The organism is Pseudomonas sp. OA65, from assembly GCF_017498305.1.
Classification (GTDB): Bacteria; Pseudomonadota; Gammaproteobacteria; order Pseudomonadales; family Pseudomonadaceae; genus Aquipseudomonas; species Aquipseudomonas zanjanensis.
This window is the reverse complement of the sequence record NZ_JAGDEZ010000043.1, coordinates 1-17,707: the sequence shown is the minus strand read 5'-3', so window position 1 is coordinate 17,707 and position 17,707 is coordinate 1. Positions and strand designations below refer to the sequence as shown.

Here is a 17,707-nt window from a genome sequence, read left to right as displayed (position 1 = left end):
ATGGGGCCAGCCCTTCACGAAGAGTGCACAGGGGGCTTGGAGTTGTCATGATCTGAGGGGGCTTTTGTGGCGAGGGAGCTTGCTCCCGCTCGGCTGCGCAGCAGCCGCAAAGGTGGCAGGCTGAAGAGTTTCAGCGGTTGAAAAGCGAGGGCGGCTGCGCCACCCAGCGGGAGCAAGCTCCCTCGCCACAGGTACTACGCCGTCTTCGGAAAAGTCGCTCAACTATCATCGTGTCGGATCGTCGCGGGTGAGGCTACCGTAAGTAGACCCCCAACCACAGGAAGCCAAGGAATGCGTCCTTCGCACCCAAACTCTCATCGCTTACGCCGCGGACGTTCTTCGGAACCGGGGCGAGGTTATCTCGTTACTACGGTCGTTCACCGACGCACACCGATCTTCAAGGACTGGCGACTAGGCCGCTTACTGATTGCAGAAATGCGCCTGGCTCATGAGCGAGGTCAGGTCAATTCGCTGGCCTGGGTTGTGATGCCGGACCATCTGCATTGGCTGGTGCAACTGGAGCAAGCTCAGCTCACAAAAGTGATGCAGACAGTCAAATCCCGCAGCACCCTCACAATCAATCGAGCAATGAACAGAAAGGGCGCCTTCTGGCAAAGCGGCTTCCATGACCGCGCGGTCCGCGACAACGAGGATCTGAAGCCCTTCGCCCGCTACATCATCGCCAATCCGCTTCGTGCAGGGTTGGTAGATCGTATCGGCGATTACCCTCTCTGGGACACAGTGTGGCTTTAGCCGCTTTTTGTGGGCGAGGGAGCTTGCTCCCGCTGGGCGGCGAAGCCGCCCTCGCTTTTCAGCTTTTAGAAGCGGGCGGCTGCGCAGCCGAGCGGGAGCAAGCTCCCTCGCCACAGGGATGGGGGTGTTTGAATCCCAGGGTATTGATGCCTGAAAGCCTTGCACTAGAGCCATCGCCCCATGCCAGAACATGACGCTGCACCATCACTGTGCAATACTCGACGGCGTTTTCTGTATGACCTGGATCCCAGACAAGTCCTCTCGGAAACCCGAATCAGGGCCAGGCTTATCCCTGAATTTTCCAGGTTTTACAGTGAAACTCTCTATCCCTGGCTTTTTATACTGCACGACCCGCTGATCCTGAGGTTGTCGTTCCACAGGACGGTCTGCCCACAAGACAGACCCGGTTTCGGCAAGGCGGCAGGCTTACCGGCCTGTGGCTTTGGACACTCGGTGGCTAATCCAATAACAAGACGAGGTTATCCCTTATGCCAGTCGGCAATCATCTGCCCCATGGCGAGACCGCCCAGGGTGGTCCGCTCAAACGTGAACTCGGTGAGCGGCATATCCGCCTGATGGCGCTCGGCGCCTGCATCGGTGTCGGGCTGTTCCTCGGCTCGGCCAAGGCCATCGAAATGGCCGGCCCGGCGATCATGCTGTCCTACATCATCGGTGGCCTGGCGATCCTGGTGATTATGCGCGCCCTCGGTGAAATGGCCGTGCACAACCCGGTGGCCGGTTCGTTCAGCCGCTACGCCCAGGATTACCTCGGCCCACTGGCAGGCTTCCTGACCGGTTGGAACTACTGGTTCCTTTGGCTGGTGACCTGCGTGGCGGAAATCACCGCCGTGGCGGTGTACATGGGCGTCTGGTTCCCCGACGTGCCCCGCTGGATCTGGGCCCTGGCCGCGCTGGTCAGCATGGGCTCGATCAACCTGATCGCGGTCAAGGCCTTCGGCGAATTCGAATTCTGGTTTGCCCTGATCAAGATTGTCACCATCATCGCCATGGTCATCGGCGGCGTCGGCATCATCGCCTTCGGCTTCGGTAACGACGGCGTGGCCCTCGGCATTTCCAACCTCTGGGCCCACGGCGGTTTCATGCCCAACGGTGTGTCGGGCGTGTTGATGTCCCTGCAAATGGTCATGTTCGCCTACCTGGGCGTGGAGATGATCGGCCTGACCGCCGGTGAAGCGAAGAACCCACAGAAAACCATCCCCAACGCCATCGGCTCGGTGTTCTGGCGGATCCTGTTGTTTTACGTCGGCGCGTTGTTCGTGATCCTGTCGATCTACCCATGGAACGAAATCGGCACCCAGGGCAGCCCGTTCGTGATGACCTTCGAGCGCCTGGGCATCAAGACCGCCGCCGGCATCATCAACTTCGTGGTCATCACTGCCGCGCTGTCCTCCTGCAACGGCGGGATCTTCAGCACCGGACGGATGCTCTACAGCCTGGCGCAGAACGGCCAGGCCCCGGCCGGTTTCGCCAAGACCTCCAGCAATGGCGTACCACGCCGCGCACTGCTGCTGTCTATCGCTGCGTTGCTGCTGGGCGTGCTGCTCAACTACCTGGTGCCGGAAAAAGTCTTCGTCTGGGTGACGTCCATTGCCACCTTCGGCGCGATCTGGACTTGGGTGATGATCCTGCTGGCCCAGCTCAAATTCCGCAAAGGCTTGAGCGCTTCCGAGCGGGCGGCGTTGAAATATCGCATGTGGCTCTATCCGGTCAGCTCGTATTTGGCGCTGGCGTTCCTGGTGTTGGTGGTGGGCTTGATGGCGTATTTCCCCGACACGCGCGTGGCGCTGTATATCGGCCCGGCGTTCCTCGTATTGCTGACAGTGTTGTTCTACACGTTCAAGTTACAGCCGACCGGGAATGTACGGGGAGCCGTGCGTTCGGTTTAGTAAGATAAAGCGCGAGGTAAAGAAAGCCCTGGTCAGATGACCGGGGCTTTTTTGTAGGCGTGAGCCAGACCGTCCGTCGGAACAGTTGCCCGACCTGTAAGATCTGACAGTAGACCACCGCAATACCCTGACCTAGCTTGGAAGCCCGCCAACTGGCAAATGGCAAGGCTGCACAATGAACGGTTTTTCTGCGTTGATGGCTATCGCACTGGTCAATGGACTGATCCATGGCCAGGTTTTTTTCTTGCTGTATGACGCCGTTGGCCTGACTCAGGCAACCAGTAACCTCGCGGCGTTTTGTGTGGCATCGGCGTTTTCGTTTTATGTGAGTGCGCTTTACATCTTCGGGCCCCAGGAATCATGGAGTGGCTATCTCCTGCTCAATTGCATAACGGGCGCGCTGAGCTACGGTATCGGTTCGATCGGCGACGCCCTGAATTTGCCTGGATGGGAGACGCTGGCGTTGTACTTCTTGCTGAACCTGACGACGGGGTACAGCTTTTTCCGGTTCAAGTTGCTTCGTGGTCGTCAGCGGGTATGACCGTCTTTGCGCAAGTGAAGCACCGAAACGTTCGGGGCCGAGCATGAAAGCGATCTGGCGTGTTTTCCTCACTTATTCACTGGTCGGGTTGGCCAATACGCTGGTTCACTGGCAGATATTTTTTGTACTGCGCGTGGCAATCGGTCTTGATCAGTCGATCAGTAATCTTGCTGCGTTCTGTGTGGCGGCGTCCTTTTCCTATTACCTCAATGCGCTCTATACCTTCGAGGCCAAACACTCGGTGACGGGGTATGTGGTTTTCCTGTGCGTCATGGGAGTGCTCAGTTATGCCGTGGGTTATCTGGGAGACCGCTGGCGGCTCCATGGGTTACTCACGGTGGCGGTATTTTCCCTGCTGAGTCTGGTGTTCGGTTTCCTGCTCTCCCGGTTCCTGGTGTTTCGTGGACACCGCCCATGAAAATCTCGCTGGTTGTTCCGGTGTTCAATGAAGAGCAGACCCTTGAGTTGTTCTACAAAAGCGTTCGCCAGCATCCGGCGCTGGTCGAATACAGCGTCGAGATCGTGTTTATCAACGATGGCAGCGTTGAGCAGACTGGATTTCTGGCTCGCGACATTGTGCAGACTGATAACTTGAAAGCCCCGGGATGAATCCTGGCGCAGTTGCTCCGTGTGGACAAAACCAGTTGTTTACCTGTAATCCTTGATCGCAGGGGGCGGCGAGTGATCAATCGACCGCAACGATCATGGGGGCGATGAAATGAGAATCAGCGATCTTGTCTATCGCGAACTCAATCGGCAACAGATCGCGCTGTTTTTTTTATCAGCAAGCTTGCTGTACGTCCTGCCGTTGATCCTCGCTGATTTTCGCTATATCGACGATAACTGGCGGACGCTGGAAGCGGGTACTGCTTGGACTGACCAAGGACGTTGGTTCAGTGATTTGTTGTATCAAGCGTTGTCCTTCACCGCCGCCGCGCCGGACATTTTTCCGCTACCTTTGTTGCTCGCCGTGTTGGCTATGTCCCTGGCTTTGACTCGCCTGACCTTTTATTACTTTCCTCAGCCGACACTGGCGTGCTGCCTGGTTACGTTGCCCCTCTGGTACAACCCCTTCCTGTTGCAGAACCTGTCGTATCAATACGATGGTCCCGGTATGGCGCTGAGTCTGGTCGCTGTTATTTACGCAATTACTTTTCAGAGTGCATCGCGAATTCGTCAGTGGTGGATGCCAACGGCGTTGTTGGTGCTGGCATTCGGGCTCTATCAGATAAGCTTCAATGTGTTTCTGGGCCTGTGTTGCCTAGAACTGCTCAGGGCGGCATACAAACGGGAGTCATGCCTACAGTGGTTGCAAATGTTGGGTTGGAAGCTGGCTCAGCTTGGCTTGGCGATGCTGATTTACTTCGCTGCCGCCGTCATGTTCATGAGAACCGAGCGGACTGCATTATTGAATTGGAAAGCCGATCCGCTTCTGCAGATCAGCACCAATATTGGACGGGTGGTGGAGAAGGCAGCGCTGTTGTTTCACGGCGGATACACCTGGATATTCTCTGTGTTGGTCCTGTGTGCGCTGATCGGTTTCGTACGATTGAGCTGCCGGGTGTGCGCGCTTGAAGGGCAACGTTGGAAAACTGTGATGACGCTGCTGGGTTGTTTGCTGACGCTGCCCTTATTGGCTCTGTTGGTACCTGGCATCACGCTGTTTTTTCGCGACTTCAATGAAGGTGCTCGCACCCTGATGGGCTTCGGGGTGCTGTTGCTATTGCTGTTTTATCTTGCTTATCTGGCCCTTGCGCCGATTCATCGTCGACTGCCGCTGCTGCTGGTCATTCCGCTTTTGGCAACGCTTTCGCTGTCCTTCGCTTATGGCCGAGTGTTGACCTTACAAAAAACCTTCGCCAATGGAGCGCTTTACAGTCTAGGGCATGACATCACTTCGCACCGGGCGCTGTACAAAGCCAAGCGGATTTACATATCCGTCACTTATTCTGACTCTTGGTTGGCAAGCGCTTGCGGCTCGTTCAAACAGCTGCCGGTTCTGCATTATCTGCTCAACATCGACTACTTTATGCTTTCGAAAAACTTACCGTTAATGGGCATCACCAACGTGGCGGTCGAACGTGAGCGGCGTAATGCGACCCACGTCGGCTATCTAGGATATGTGCCCGTGATGGACAATCAGTATTACCGGATTTATCTACTGGGAGACTATGGTTTCATCGTTATGAAAGAGCCCGCGCGGATCAATCGGAGCACTGTTAACTGCCGCGATCTGGCTGATTAACATTGGGAAAGTTTCTCTACAGTTTGTGTTGAAATTCCATAGTGTCGAAAACGGTTTGCTGCGGGATTATTCATGCCGCCACCACCTCCCGCGGCTCAAAACTATCCGCCCGCGCCATCTGCCACATCCGCGAATAAAACGCCCCATTGACCTCGCCCGTCAGCAATTCCCCCGGCTTCAAAAACACATGCAACTGCGAGAACAACTTCACCTCGGTGGCCGACATGCGCCGCACCAAATGCTTGGGCTGCAATTGCGACGGATGCTCGAGCCCGGCGGCGGCGAGCATTTCGGCCAGGGCTTTGAGGGTGTTGCGGTGGAAGTTGTAGACCCGCTGGGCCTTGTCCGGGACGACCAGGGCGCGTTGGCGCAGGGTGTCCTGGGTGGCGACGCCGGTGGGGCATTTGTTGGTGTGGCAGCTTTGCGACTGGATGCAGCCGATGGCGAACATGAAGCCGCGCGCGGCGTTGGCCCAGTCGGCGCCGATGGCCAGGACGCTGGCGATGTCGAAGGCGCTGACGATCTTGCCGCTGGCGCCGAGCTTGATCTTGTCCCGCAGGTTCAGGCCCACCAGGGTGTTGTGCACGAACAGCAGGCCTTCGCGCAACGGCACGCCGATGTGGTCGGTGAACTCCACGGGCGCGGCGCCGGTGCCGCCTTCCTTGCCATCGACGACGATGAAGTCGGGCAGGATCCCGGTTTCCAGCATGGCCTTGGCGATGCCCATGAATTCCCATGGATGCCCCAGGCAGAACTTGAAACCCACCGGTTTGCCGCCGGACAGTTCTCGCAGTTGCTGGACGAACTGCATCAGTTCGATCGGCGTGGAGAACGCGCTGTGGCAGGACGGCGAAATACAATCCTCGCCCATGAGGATGCCGCGGGTCTCGGCGATTTCCCGAGTGACTTTGTGCTTGGGCAGGATCCCGCCATGGCCGGGCTTGGCGCCCTGGCTCATCTTGATTTCGATCATCCGCACCTGCGGGTTCCGGGCCTGGGCGGCGAAACGCTCGGGGTCGAAGCGTCCGTCGCTGGTGCGACAACCGAAATAGCCGCTGCCCAGTTCCCAGGTCAGGTCGCCACCGTGTTCGCGGTGGTAGGGGCTGATGCTGCCTTCACCGGTGTCGTGGGCGAAGTTGCCGAGCTTGGCGCCTTGATTCAATGCCCGGATGGCGTTGGCGCTCAGGGAGCCGAAGCTCATGGCCGAGATGTTGAACACCGAGGCCGAGTAGGGCTGGGTGCATTGCGGGCCGCCGACCGTCACGCGAAAGCCGCTGGGGTCGCTCAACGGCGCCGGGCGCATGGAGTGGCCGATGAATTCGAAACCGGTCTGGTAGACGTCGATCAAGGTGCCGAAGGGTTTGTCGGCGCTTTCGTTCTTGGCCCGGGAGTACACCAGCGAGCGCTGGGCGCGGGAGAAGGGCAGGGCATCGCTGTCGGATTCGAGCAGGTACTGGCGGATCTCTGGGCGGATGCCTTCGACCAGGTAGCGGATATTGCCCAGGATTGGATAGTTACGCCGTACGGCGTGGCGGCTCTGCAGCAGATCGAACAGCCCCAGCAGGCTCAACAGCCCGGTCACCAGCGCAATGGGCCAGAGCCAGTCGTGTTGCAGGAACGGCAGGCTGGCGAGGGTGAAGATGACACAGCCAGCGAAGAAGGCGTAACGGCTCAGCAGCGACAGGCTCATGCGGGTTCCTTGGGGGCGCGATGGGGGCGCAGGCATTCTGCGCTGGCAGCGAAACGGCGGGCAACCCTATGAGGAGGGGATTGTTATGAGAAGGATGTGGCAGCAAAGGGGCTGTGAGAGCAAGGCTTGCCCGCGATTGGGGACGACTCGGTACTTCAGAAACCGAGGCGCCTGTATCGCGAGCAAGCTTTGCTCCCACAGATCGAGGGGATTTATCTGTGGCGAGGGGATTTATCCCCGCTGGGCTGCGCAGCAGCCCCTAAGCCAGGCAACTCGGTGTGTCAGGAAGATTGAGTTCACTGCTTTAGGGCTGCTTCGCAGCCCAGCGGGGATAAATCCCCTCGCCACAAAAGCTCTCCCGCAGCAGCTGTGCGGTGCGGGGCTCAGCTCGCCTGCTTCATCTGCCGCACCGGCAGCTCCACGCGGAAGGTGGTGCCGACGCCGACTTCGCTGCGGACGGTAATCTCGCCGTGGTGTTTTTTCACGATGCCGTAGGACAACGACAGCCCCAGCCCGGTGCCTTGGCCAATCGGTTTGGTGGTGAAGAACGGGTCGAAGATTTTCTGCAGGGTTTCGGGAGGAATGCCCGAGCCGTTGTCCGCCACTTCTATCCAGACGGTTTCGTCACCGACGCCGTTGCGCAAGGTGATGGTCCCGCGTTCGGGGCCGATGGCCTGGGCGGCGTTGACGATCAGGTTCATGATCACCTGGTTGATCTGCGACGGCAGGCATTCCACCTCCGGCAGTGGCGTGTACTCCTTGACCACGTCTGCCTTGTACTTGATCTCGTTGGCGACGATGTTCAAGGTCGAATCCATGCCTTGCTGCAAATTGGCCATCTGCCATTCCTGGCTGGAGTCGACGCGGGAGAAGTCCTTCAGGTCCTTGACGATCTGCCCGACCCGGCCGATGCCATCCTTGGATTCCTTGATCAGCAGGGGTATGTCCTCCACCAGGAAATCCAGCTCCACCTGTTCGCGCAGCTTTCTCAAATTCACCACCAGCTCCGGCGAGGCGATGGCCTCCTCGGCGCTGCTGTAGGCGCTGAGCATTTCCTGGAGCTTGCTGAAGTAGCCGTCCAGCGCCCCCAGGTTCGAAGAAATGAAACCGATCGGGTTGTTGATTTCGTGGGCCACGCCGGCCGCCAACTGCCCCAGCGAGGCGAGTTTTTCCGATTGCACCAACTGGGTTTCCAGCATCTTGCGTTCGTCGATCTCCATTTGCAGCAGTTCGCTGGCCTGTTTGAACGCCTGGGTACGTTGCTCCACCAAGTCTTCGAGCTTGTTCATTTTCAACTGCGCACGGGAGGTCATTTCCCACTTGGTGGTCAGGGTGTTGGCCATCTGCTGGACTTCGATGTTGTCGAACGGCTTCTTCAGGATCAACAAGCGGTCGTGGCCATTCAGGCGGTCGAGCAGCTCATCCCAGGAGTAATCCGAGTAGGCGGTGCAGACCACCACTTGCAGTAGCGGGTCGCGCTTCCAGAGTTCTTCGATGGTCTTGGCGCCATCCCAGCCTTCGGGCATGCGCATGTCGACAAAGGCCAGGGCATAAGGACGCCCTTTTGCCGATGCCTCCAGCAACTTGTTCAGGCCTTCCTGCCCGCCATAAGCCGAGTCGAGTTCGAACACGGTGGCGGCAGGTTTTGGCGCTTCGCCAAACAGCGCGCTTTCCATGTCCTGCAAGTCCGTGCTGCTGTCATCCTCTGGGGTGAGGATCTTGCGGAAATCTTCATGAATGGCGGGTGTGTCGTCGATCAACAGGATGCGACGGTTACTCATACTGTTCATGGCTCACCTTCTGCAAGTTTCAGGGGCACCTGCAATTGGAATGTCGCCCCTTTTCCTGGCCCCTCACTGTGGGCGGTGAGGTGGCCGTTCATTTCAATGGCCGCCAATGCGCAGCTGTGCAGGCCAAAGCCGTGGCCTTCCTTACGCGTGGTAAAGCCATGGGCGAAGATGCGCGTCATGTTCTCCTCCGGAATGCCTTCGCCTTCGTCCTTGACGCTGATCTGCAGGGTCTCGCCATTGACGACGTCCGCCTTGAGCGTCATGTTCCGCGCATGGTTGGACACCCCGGCCATGGCGTATTTGGCGTTGCTGATCAGGTTGATCAGAATCAACAGCAAGCGGTGCTTGTCGCCCATGATCCGCGGCACATCACCGTATTCCTTGATCACCGTAACATGGTGGCGGGTCAGGGCGCCGGAGTTCATGCGCAGGGCGTCTTCGAGCAGCTCGCTGACCACCAGGGGTTCGAGCAGACTGTTGGCCCCGGCATAGGATTGCTGTGTGGCGACGATGTCCTTGATGTGGTCCACGCTCTTGCTCAACTGCGCCAGCTCATCGGTCAAACTCTGCTGCTCCGACGCGATGGCCTCCACCAGTTGGTTGAGGTAGCCGGGCAGCAGCTTGCCCTTGGCGTCTTCGGTGAGGAAGTGGCCGAGGTCGTCGGTGTGCTCATTGATCAATTGCATCGCCTTGCCCAGCCCCAGGGCCTTGCTGCTGCGCAGTTTACGGCTGACCAAGTCGGCGGAAATGTTCACGCTGTTGAGCACATTGCCGACGTTGTGCAGCACGTTGGTGGCGATTTCCGCCATGCCGGCCTGGCGGGCGGTGTCCATCAGCTCGCTCTGGGTGTCCTTGAGTTGGCGGGTACGCTCTTCGACCCGTTGTTCCAGCTCGTCGTTGGCGGTTTGCAGGGCGTTGTTGACCCGCTTGATCTCGGCGAAGCTGCGGATCAGCCGGATCCCCAGCCAGATCAGGATCAACACCAGGAGCGTGGCGAACACCAGCAGGTAAACGTGGTTGCGCTCGTATTTGGCCGCGGCTTTTGCCTGGTCTTTCTCCAGTAGGTTGGTAATGGTGTCCAGGCGGCCGGCCAAGGGGACCATTTCGATGCCCATTAATAATTCATTGACCTTTGGCTGTTCCCGCAGGATCACCCCGATGTGTCTGCGCAGGACTTCGACGGAGTTGAGCAGTCCCTCAGGCAGGCGCTCCTTGTTGACCTCCAACTGGTTCAACCCCAGCAGGACCTCAGCCGCGATATCAGGGGAGCTGAGCTGGGCGAACTCCATGCTGCTGAGCAACAGGTCGTAGGTGTCGATGGCAACGTTCTGCAACTCCAGCCGATACGTGTCGGGCAGCCGGGCGAACTGGCCCTGGATATCGTCCTCGCCGGTGGGCAGGAAGGCCAGGGAGTTGCGCAACACCGCGTTATGGGACTTGAACTGTTCCACCAAGCGGGTCTTTTCCTTGACCAGCTTGAGGTATTCGTCGCGCTGGGCCTCCCAGAGTGACGGCCCATGCCGGCCCGGCTCCGCCTCGATGGCGTCCAGGCGTTGCCACAGGCGTGTCATTTCGTGCAGCGGGGAGACCAGCGGGTCGTAGTTGTGGGTCAGGGCGATCCGCGACTTGAGGATTTCGTTGTCCCAGATGGCGTCCTGTTGCTTGAGCAGGCGGATCAGGTCCCGGGATTCAATGTACGAGGCGGCCTGTTGGGCGCCCGAGTTGACGTACATGAATAACAGGATGCCCGCCAGCAAGACGCCAATGAAGGCCAGGCCGAGGCGACGGAGGACTGTCATAGGGGCTTGCCCTCCCATTCACCGGTCAGGGTCTTGAGGAACTCGACGATCAACGTCGTATCGTTCTTGAGGGGCTCACGACCCAGTTGGTACTTGAACATGACCTCTACCGCGCGCTCCAGGGTTGGCGCCGACCCGTCATGGAAATAGGGTGCGGTAACGGCCACGTTACGCAGGCTCGGTACTTTGAAAACCTGGTGATCATTTTCATCACCGGTTATGTTGAAGCGTCCTTCGTCGGCCCGGGTGGGGTTGCCGCGGTCAACGAAGTAGTCACCCATGATGCCGAACTTCTGGAACATGTTGCCCCCGATATTCACGCCCTGGTGACAAGCAATGCAGCCGTATTCCTTGAACCGCTGGTACCCGAATTTTTCCCGGGGCGTGAGGGCATCGGTATTGCCCAGCAGGTACTGGTCGAAGCGCGAATTGGGTGTCTGCAAGGTGCGTTCGTAATCGGCCAGGGCGCCCTGGATATTGGGCTTGGTCACCCCGTCGGGGTAGGCGTCCTTGAAATCCTTGGCATAACCCGGATCATCGGCGATGCGCTTGACCACGGCCTCCCAGGTGCTACCCATTTCCGCCGGGCTGGTCACGACGATGTGGACCTGTTCTTCCAGCGTATCGACGCGGCCATCCCAGAACTGGTGAAAGTTCAGGCCAGCGTTGAACACGGTCGGCGTATTGACCTCTACCGGCTTGCCGTCGAAGCCCAGGGAAAACGGTTTGTCGTCGGCGCCGCCCTTCTCCAGGCGATGGCAACTGGCGCAGGACAGCGTGTTGTTGACCGACAGCCGCGGGTCATTGAACAGCCGCAGCCCCAGCTGGACGCGCTTGGGGTCCAGGGTCGGGATCGGTGGCAGGGGCTTGAGGGGTTCGTCCAGTGGGGCGGCGTGCGCGGCCACGCTCATTCCCACGAGCAGGCCGAGCGCCAGAGTCAGTCCATGTAACGCCATGGGATGTTTTCCTTGAAACGTTGGTTGAGGACACTCCGGTGTTCACGAAAACGGGTTCTGGCGTTTTTCCCATTCGGTCATCCAGTCGGCAAAGGCCTGTGGTTCGACGGCCTTGCTGAAGTAATAACCTTGGACTTCCTCGCATTGGTGCTGCTTGAGAAATTCAAGCTGCTCAAGGGTTTCCACCCCTTCGGCGATGATGTGCAGATTCAGGCTCTTGCCCAGGCTGATGATGGTGCTCACCAGCTTGGCATCGTTGCTGTCGATGCTCAGGTCACCGACGAACGACTGGTCGATCTTCAGCACATCCACCGGAAATTTCTGCAAGTAGCTCAGGCTCGAATAGCCGGTGCCGAAGTCATCGATGGCCAGACGTATCCCCAACTGCTTGATGGCCTTGAGGATGGCGACCGTGGTATCGACGTTCTGCATCAGTACGCTTTCGGTGATCTCCAGTTCTAACTGTGTCGGTTCCAGGCCGGTTTCCTTGAGGGTGCGGGCGATGCCTTCGACGAAGCCGCGCTGGCGAAAGTCGATGGCCGAGACGTTCACCGACAGGTACAGCGGGCGCATGCCCTCGGCTTGCCAGCGACAGGCCTGCTGGCAGGCTTCCTGGAGCACCCATTGGCTCAGTGGGACGATCAGGCCGCTGTCCTCGGCCACCGGAATGAAATCCGACGGGTAGACCATGCCGTGCCCCGGCCTGTCCCAGCGCACCAGCGCCTCGACGCCGACCACCTTGCCGCTCTTGAGGTCGAGCTTGGGCTGGTAATGCAGCACGAATTCCTTGCGTTGCAGGCCCAGGCGCAGGCCCGATTCGATGGTCTGCTGCTGCCGTGCCCGGCGGTTCATATCCTCGGTGAAAAAGCGGTAGTCGTTGGGGCCGGTCTCCTTGACGTTGCGCATCGCCGTCTCGGCTTTCTTGATCAGCGCCACGGCGTCGAAACCGTCGCTCGGGTAGACGCTGATGCCCAGGCTCGCGGTGACGCTCAGGTCATGGCCGTCGATCGGTTGCGGGGAACTGATGGCCGCCAGCAGCTTGTCGGCCACGCCTTTGATCTGCTGCGGATCGACAATGTCCCCCAGCACCACGACAAATTCATCGGAGCCGTAGCGAAACACCGAGTCGGACTCGCGCACCACGGTCGCCAACGTCCGCGCCACGCGCTTGAGCATCTCATCACCCACCGGATGGCCCAGGGCATTGTTAATACGCTTGAAGCGGTCCAGGCCGAGGAACATCACCGCCAGTTGCCGGTCGTGCCGACGGCACTGGGCCATGGCCTGGGTCAGGCGATCGCCGAGCAACATGCTGTTGGGCAGTTCGGTGAGCACGTCGTATTGCAGCAGGTGGGAGACCTTGAGCAATTCCTGGACGCGCTCTTCGATCGTGCGTTCCAGGCTGCGCATTTTCCTCGCCGCATCCTGGGCCAGTTGCCATTTCCAGGTCATGGCGCTGGCCATCTGGCGGATTTCCAGGGTGTCGAAGGGCTTCTTGAGGATCAGCAACTGATCGTCGAACTCGATCCGTTCGGACATGGTTTCCCAGGAGTAATCCGAGAACGCCGTGCACAGGGCGATTTGCAGCCGTGGGTCGGCCTCCCACAGCCGTTCGATGGTTTGCAGGCCATCCCAGCCCGGCGGCATGCGCATGTCGGCGAACACCAACGCATAGGGCTGGCCTTCGGCCTGGGCGCGCTTGACCAGTTCCAGCGCCTCCTCGCCCTGGTAGGCCGAGTCGATCTGGAACTGCAGCCGGCTGACCTGCGGGGTGCCGAACAGCAGGCTCTCGGTGTCGTCCAGCGAGTCATCGAGGCCGGCGCTGGGGCTGAGGATCTTGCGAAAGTCCTGGTGGATCGCCGGCGTGTCGTCCACCACCAGGATTCGCCGGTTGGCAGGTACCGACATGGGGTTCATGGATTGCTCTCCGATAGCTGGCTCGCTGGTCGGGTCCAGTGGTCTGTCGCGGGAATGATGGTGCCGGCCTTGAGCAATTCGGCGGCCTGGCCGCTGTCGACCACGGTGCTGAAGTAATGCCCCTGGGCCTGCATCGCCCCGCCGCTGGACATCAGCGTGGTGCGTTGCTCCTGGGTCTCGACGCCCTCGGCAATGATCCCGATGCCCACGTCCCGGGCAAAGTTGATGATCGCCCGCAAGGTCGTGGCGTTTTCGGGGTTGTCACTGGCACTGTCCAGGAACCGCTGGGCGAGCTTGAGGTGATTGACCCGGTAGGTCTTGAGGTAGTCGAACGAGGAATATTCGGTGCCGAAATCATCGATGGCGATCTGCACACCCAATTCGCAGAGGCGCGGCAGCACGTCGTTGTGGGTCCACTTGGTCTGGGCCAGGGTGGCTTCGGTGACGTCGAAGCGCAGGTCCCAGGGCGCCAGTTCCCAGCGCGCGGTGGTGCGCAGCACGTCGTAGATCAGTTCCGGGCCGGTCTTGAGCTGGGTCAGGGACAGGTCGATGGCGATCACCGGCGGCGCCATGCCCTGGTCGCGCCACTGGCGCATTTGCTGGCAGGCCTGGTCCAGCACCCAATGCCCCAGGCCAATGATGATCCCGGTCTTCTCGGCAGCGGGCATGAAGGCCGCCGGCTCCAGCCAGCCCCGTTCGGGGTGGTTCCAGCGCACCTGCACGCCCATGCCGAGGATCTTGCCGGTGCCGAGGTCGACTTCCGGCAGGTAGTGCAGGTGCAGCTCGTGGTTTTCGATGGCTTGGCGCAGGTCGTTGGCGAGGGCGACCCGGTCGGTGACTTCCTGGTTGATCTCCTCGTTGTGGAAGTGGTACTGGTTGCGGCCCTTTTCCTTGGAGCGGTACAGGGCCATGTCGGATTGCGCCATCAGGCTGTCGGCACTCAGGCTCTGCGGGGTGTACAGGGCGATGCCGATGCTCACCGAGATCCGCACGTCGTTGCCGTCCAGGGAGTACGGCGCCACGAGGGCGTCGCGGATCTTGCCCGCCAGCGCGGCGCAATGGGTCGCTTCATGCACGTCCAGTTGCAGCAGAGCGAACTCGTCGCCGCCCAGGCGCGCCACCACGTCGTTTTCCCGGGTACAGGCCTTGATGCGCACGGCGACTTCCTGCAACAGCAGGTCGCCGATGGGATGGCCCAGGGTGTCGTTGATGCGTTTGAAGTGGTCCAGGTCCAGGTAGAACATGGCAAACGGCGCGGCCCCGCGACGCGCGGCGGCGAAGGCCTGGTGCAAGCGCTCGATCATGGTGGCGCGGTTGGCCAGCCCGGTCAGGCCGTCGGTGCGGGCGAGCAGGGCGATCTTTTCTTCGGCCAGCTTGCGTTCGGTGATGTCGAGGATGATGCCTTCCACTTCCAGCAGCAGGCCCTGGTCGTTGCGCACCGGGATGTAGCGGTTCTCCACCCAGCGGAACGTGTCGTCGCCGGTGCGCATGCGAAACTCGATGGACGCCCCCACGGTGTCACGGTCGAGGACGCGCACCATGGCCTCCTGGACTTTGGCCTGGTCATCGGCATGGATCAGGGTTTCTGCCCAGTCCGGCGAGTCGATCAGTTGCGCCGCGACATGGCCGAACTTGGTGATGTTGTGGGAGATGTACATCAATGGGAACGGCGGCTCGCCCCGCAAGCGATAGAGGATGGTCGGGCTGTTCTGCACGATGATATTGGCGTCGGCCAACTCACGGGTGCGTTCCTCGACCGCTCGTTCGAGCATGTCCATTTTCAGCGCTGCGTCTTCGGTCATCTGCCATTTGACGGTCAAGGCGCTGGCCATCTGGCGGATCTCGATGGCGTCGAAGGGTTTTTTCAGGATGAGCAGGCGGTCGCCCAGTTCGAGGCGCTCGGAAATATCTTCCCAGGAATAATCCGAATACGCGGTGCACAGCGCCACTTGCAGCTTGGGGTCGGCGCGCCATAGCCGTTCGATGGTTTCCAGGCCGTCCCAGCCCGGTGGCATGCGCATGTCGATGAACGCCATGGCGTAGGGTTGCCCTTGGGCCAGCGCCGCTTCGACCTTGTTCAAGGCCTCCATGCCCTGGAATGCCGAGTCGAGCACGAAACTCATGCTGGAGACTGCCACTGGTGCGCCGAACAGGGCCTCTTCGGCGCTGCTCAGGTTGTCCTCGGCGTTCATCTGCGGGCTGAGGATCTTGCGAAAATCCTCATGGATGGTCGGGGTGTCGTCGACGATCAGGATCCGCCGATTGGTTTTATCCAAAGGCAGGCTCATGGCCGTGCACCGTTTTGATGCTGACTATTGAACCTTGGAGACATCTGCTATCCCTTTCGCTGGCATGAGTATTCGGCCTATACATGGCCCTTCATGGGGTAGAGCATAGTCGTCTGCTCGGGATGCGCTCGGCCACTGATGGCAAATGTGTCTAAATTTTCGCAATCTACTAGCCTGTGTTTTGGGGCTAAGGTAGAACGGTTGTCGTGAATCAGGAGGGGGTTGCAAATGGAAGATCAATCGCCGGATGTTCCGGTAAGAAAGCCAGCGGTACTGCTGGTCGACGACGAAGAGTCGATTCTCAATAGCCTGCGTCGGCTATTGCGCAGCCAGCCGTACGAGATCCTGCTGGCCGACAGTGGCGCCAAGGCCCTGGAAATCCTCAAGGAGCGGCCGGTCGACCTGGTCATGACCGACGCGCGCATGCCGAACATGGATGGCGCCACGCTGCTGGCCGAGATCCGCAAGTTGTATCCATCGACCTTGCGCATCCTGCTCACCGGTTATGCCGATGTGGACATGATGACCAAGGCCATCAACGAGGGGCAGCTTTACCGCTACCTCAGCAAGCCGTGGAACGACGAAGAATTGGTGCAGGCCTTGCGCCAGGCTCTGGCCCACCAGCATTCCGAAAGCGAGCGCCAGCGCCTCGAAGCGCTGAACCGCGAGCAGAACCAGCAACTCAAGACCCTGAACGCCACCCTGGAAAAACGCGTGGCGTCGCGCACCTCCGAGCTGCAGCAGACCGCCGACATGCTCGACCTGGCCTATGACGAGCTCAAGCGCAGCTATGTGACCAGCACCGAGGTGTTTTCGCTGATCGCCAACCTGCGCCTGCCCAAGGCCAAGCAGACCAACCGGCAGATCATCGAGTTGATTCGGGTCTATAGCCGGCTCAACTTTCTCGATGAGTCCACCGACCGCGACCTGACCATGGCGGCGGCGCTCTACAACATCGGCAAGCTGAGCTGGACCGACAACATGATGGTCACGCCCGCCGATTTGCTGCACCACAACGAACTCGACCTCTATCGGGCCTATCCGAAGCAGAGCGAGTCGCTGCTGATGACCCTGGACCCGATGAAGGACGCGGCGCGGATCATTCTGCATCATCAGGAGCGTTGGGACGGCAGTGGCTTTCCCGAGCACCTACGGGGCGAGGCCATTCCGTTCGGTTCGCGGCTGTTGAAGCTGGCGGTGGACTTCATCGAGCTGCAGCGCGGGTTGATCCTGGAGCGGCAGATGAACAGCGACGAAGCGCTGGTCTACATCCGCAAGTACGCCGGCAAGTTGTACGACCCGGACATGGTCGAGGATTTCATCAAGGCCTGTGCCGAGTACCTGGAAGACGTGACCTTGTCGGATCCGACGGTGCAAGTCTCCACTACGCGCGAGTTGACTGCGGGGATGATCCTGGCGCGCAATCTCAATGCCGATAACGGTATGTTGCTGCTCAACGCTGGCAAGGTCCTGAGCGGGCCGTTGATCGAAAAACTCATTGCCTTTGAAGCGATGGAGGGGGCGCGGTACAGCGTGTTCGTCAAGATTCCCGAGGAGGCGGCCGACCCTTTGGCGCCGAAGCCGATTTTGGGGTGACTGGGGGTTGGATTGGATTGGATTGGATTGGGTGCATATCCGTTGCTGCGGTAACGGCGGCTTAGGGTTCCGCCCTGACGGCGGGTCACTTTTGGAAAAGCGCCAAAAGTAACCAAAAACGCTTTGCCCCACCACTCGGTGCCTCGCTAGGGCTCGGCATGCCCTCACTCCGGCATTGCTCCGTGGGCCGCCGCGAAGGGCCATCCATGGCCCAGCGCGGCTATC

General features: G+C 59.8%; 12 protein-coding genes and 1 pseudogene. 7 read left to right on the top strand and 6 right to left on the bottom strand.

The features are described from left to right. The first annotated feature begins 291 nt into the window (after nt 1-291). The 6 genes and pseudogenes from J3361_RS24820 (at nt 292) to J3361_RS24795 (ending at nt 5,446) form a co-directional block, all read left to right on the top strand. Nucleotides 292-753 carry a transposase gene (locus J3361_RS24820; RefSeq protein ID WP_207966765.1) on the top strand — a complete coding sequence of 154 codons (462 nt, stop codon included), beginning with the start codon at nt 292-294 and terminating at the stop codon, nt 751-753. Between the two features lie 488 nt (nt 754-1,241). Beyond that, entirely contained in the window at nt 1,242-2,660 is a 1,419-nt protein-coding gene (locus J3361_RS24815; RefSeq protein ID WP_207966764.1) for an amino acid permease, read from the top strand. A gap of 175 nt (nt 2,661-2,835) precedes the next feature. Then, complete coding sequence (locus tag J3361_RS24810) at nt 2,836-3,201, top strand: polysaccharide synthesis protein GtrA (RefSeq protein ID WP_207966763.1); 366 nt, start codon at nt 2,836-2,838, stop codon at nt 3,199-3,201. 43 nt (nt 3,202-3,244) lie between these two features. Next, nucleotides 3,245-3,619: a GtrA family protein gene (locus tag J3361_RS24805; RefSeq protein ID WP_207966762.1), complete on the top strand. Its 375-nt coding sequence runs from the start codon at nt 3,245-3,247 to the stop codon at nt 3,617-3,619. After that, nucleotides 3,616-3,777 (top strand): annotated as a pseudogene (locus J3361_RS24800) (glycosyltransferase); the annotation flags it as partial. The gene J3361_RS24805 and the pseudogene J3361_RS24800, both read left to right, overlap by 4 nt. A gap of 142 nt (nt 3,778-3,919) precedes the next feature. Beyond that, a complete protein-coding gene (locus J3361_RS24795) occupies nt 3,920-5,446 on the top strand; it encodes a glucosyltransferase domain-containing protein (RefSeq protein WP_207966761.1) in 1,527 nt (508 codons plus the stop codon). A 70-nt stretch (nt 5,447-5,516) separates the two neighbouring features. On the opposite strand, the gene J3361_RS24790 is transcribed toward J3361_RS24795, so the two are convergent. From J3361_RS24790 to J3361_RS24765, 6 genes are all read right to left on the bottom strand, one after another. Then, the gene (locus tag J3361_RS24790) at nt 5,517-7,136 is read right to left on the bottom strand and encodes an FMN-binding glutamate synthase family protein (RefSeq protein ID WP_207966760.1); all 1,620 of its coding nucleotides are present in this window, start codon (nt 7,134-7,136) and stop codon (nt 5,517-5,519) included. Between the two features lie 383 nt (nt 7,137-7,519). Beyond that, a complete protein-coding gene (locus J3361_RS24785; protein WP_207966759.1) occupies nt 7,520-8,926 on the bottom strand; it encodes an ATP-binding protein in 1,407 nt (468 codons plus the stop codon). Continuing rightward, nucleotides 8,923-10,725, bottom strand: coding sequence for a DAHL domain-containing protein (locus J3361_RS24780; RefSeq protein ID WP_207966758.1), 1,803 nt, complete (start codon nt 10,723-10,725; stop codon nt 8,923-8,925). The genes J3361_RS24785 and J3361_RS24780 overlap by 4 nt, the downstream gene beginning before the upstream one ends. Further along, the gene (locus tag J3361_RS24775; protein WP_207966757.1) at nt 10,722-11,681 is read right to left on the bottom strand and encodes a cytochrome c peroxidase; all 960 of its coding nucleotides are present in this window, start codon (nt 11,679-11,681) and stop codon (nt 10,722-10,724) included. The genes J3361_RS24780 and J3361_RS24775 overlap by 4 nt, the downstream gene beginning before the upstream one ends. Nucleotides 11,682-11,723: 42 nt before the next feature. After that, nucleotides 11,724-13,598 (bottom strand): GGDEF and EAL domain-containing protein, encoded by a 1,875-nt coding sequence (locus J3361_RS24770; protein ID WP_207966756.1) that lies wholly within the window; start codon nt 13,596-13,598, stop codon nt 11,724-11,726. Further along, nucleotides 13,595-15,886 (bottom strand): EAL domain-containing protein, encoded by a 2,292-nt coding sequence (locus J3361_RS24765; protein WP_207966755.1) that lies wholly within the window; start codon nt 15,884-15,886, stop codon nt 13,595-13,597. The genes J3361_RS24770 and J3361_RS24765 overlap by 4 nt, the downstream gene beginning before the upstream one ends. A gap of 228 nt (nt 15,887-16,114) precedes the next feature. On the opposite strand from J3361_RS24765, the gene J3361_RS24760 reads away from it, so the two are divergent. Then, on the top strand, nt 16,115-17,482 hold the full coding sequence (locus J3361_RS24760) for an HD domain-containing phosphohydrolase (protein WP_207966754.1): 1,368 nt from the start codon (nt 16,115-16,117) through the stop codon (nt 17,480-17,482). Nucleotides 17,483-17,707: the final 225 nt, after the last annotated feature.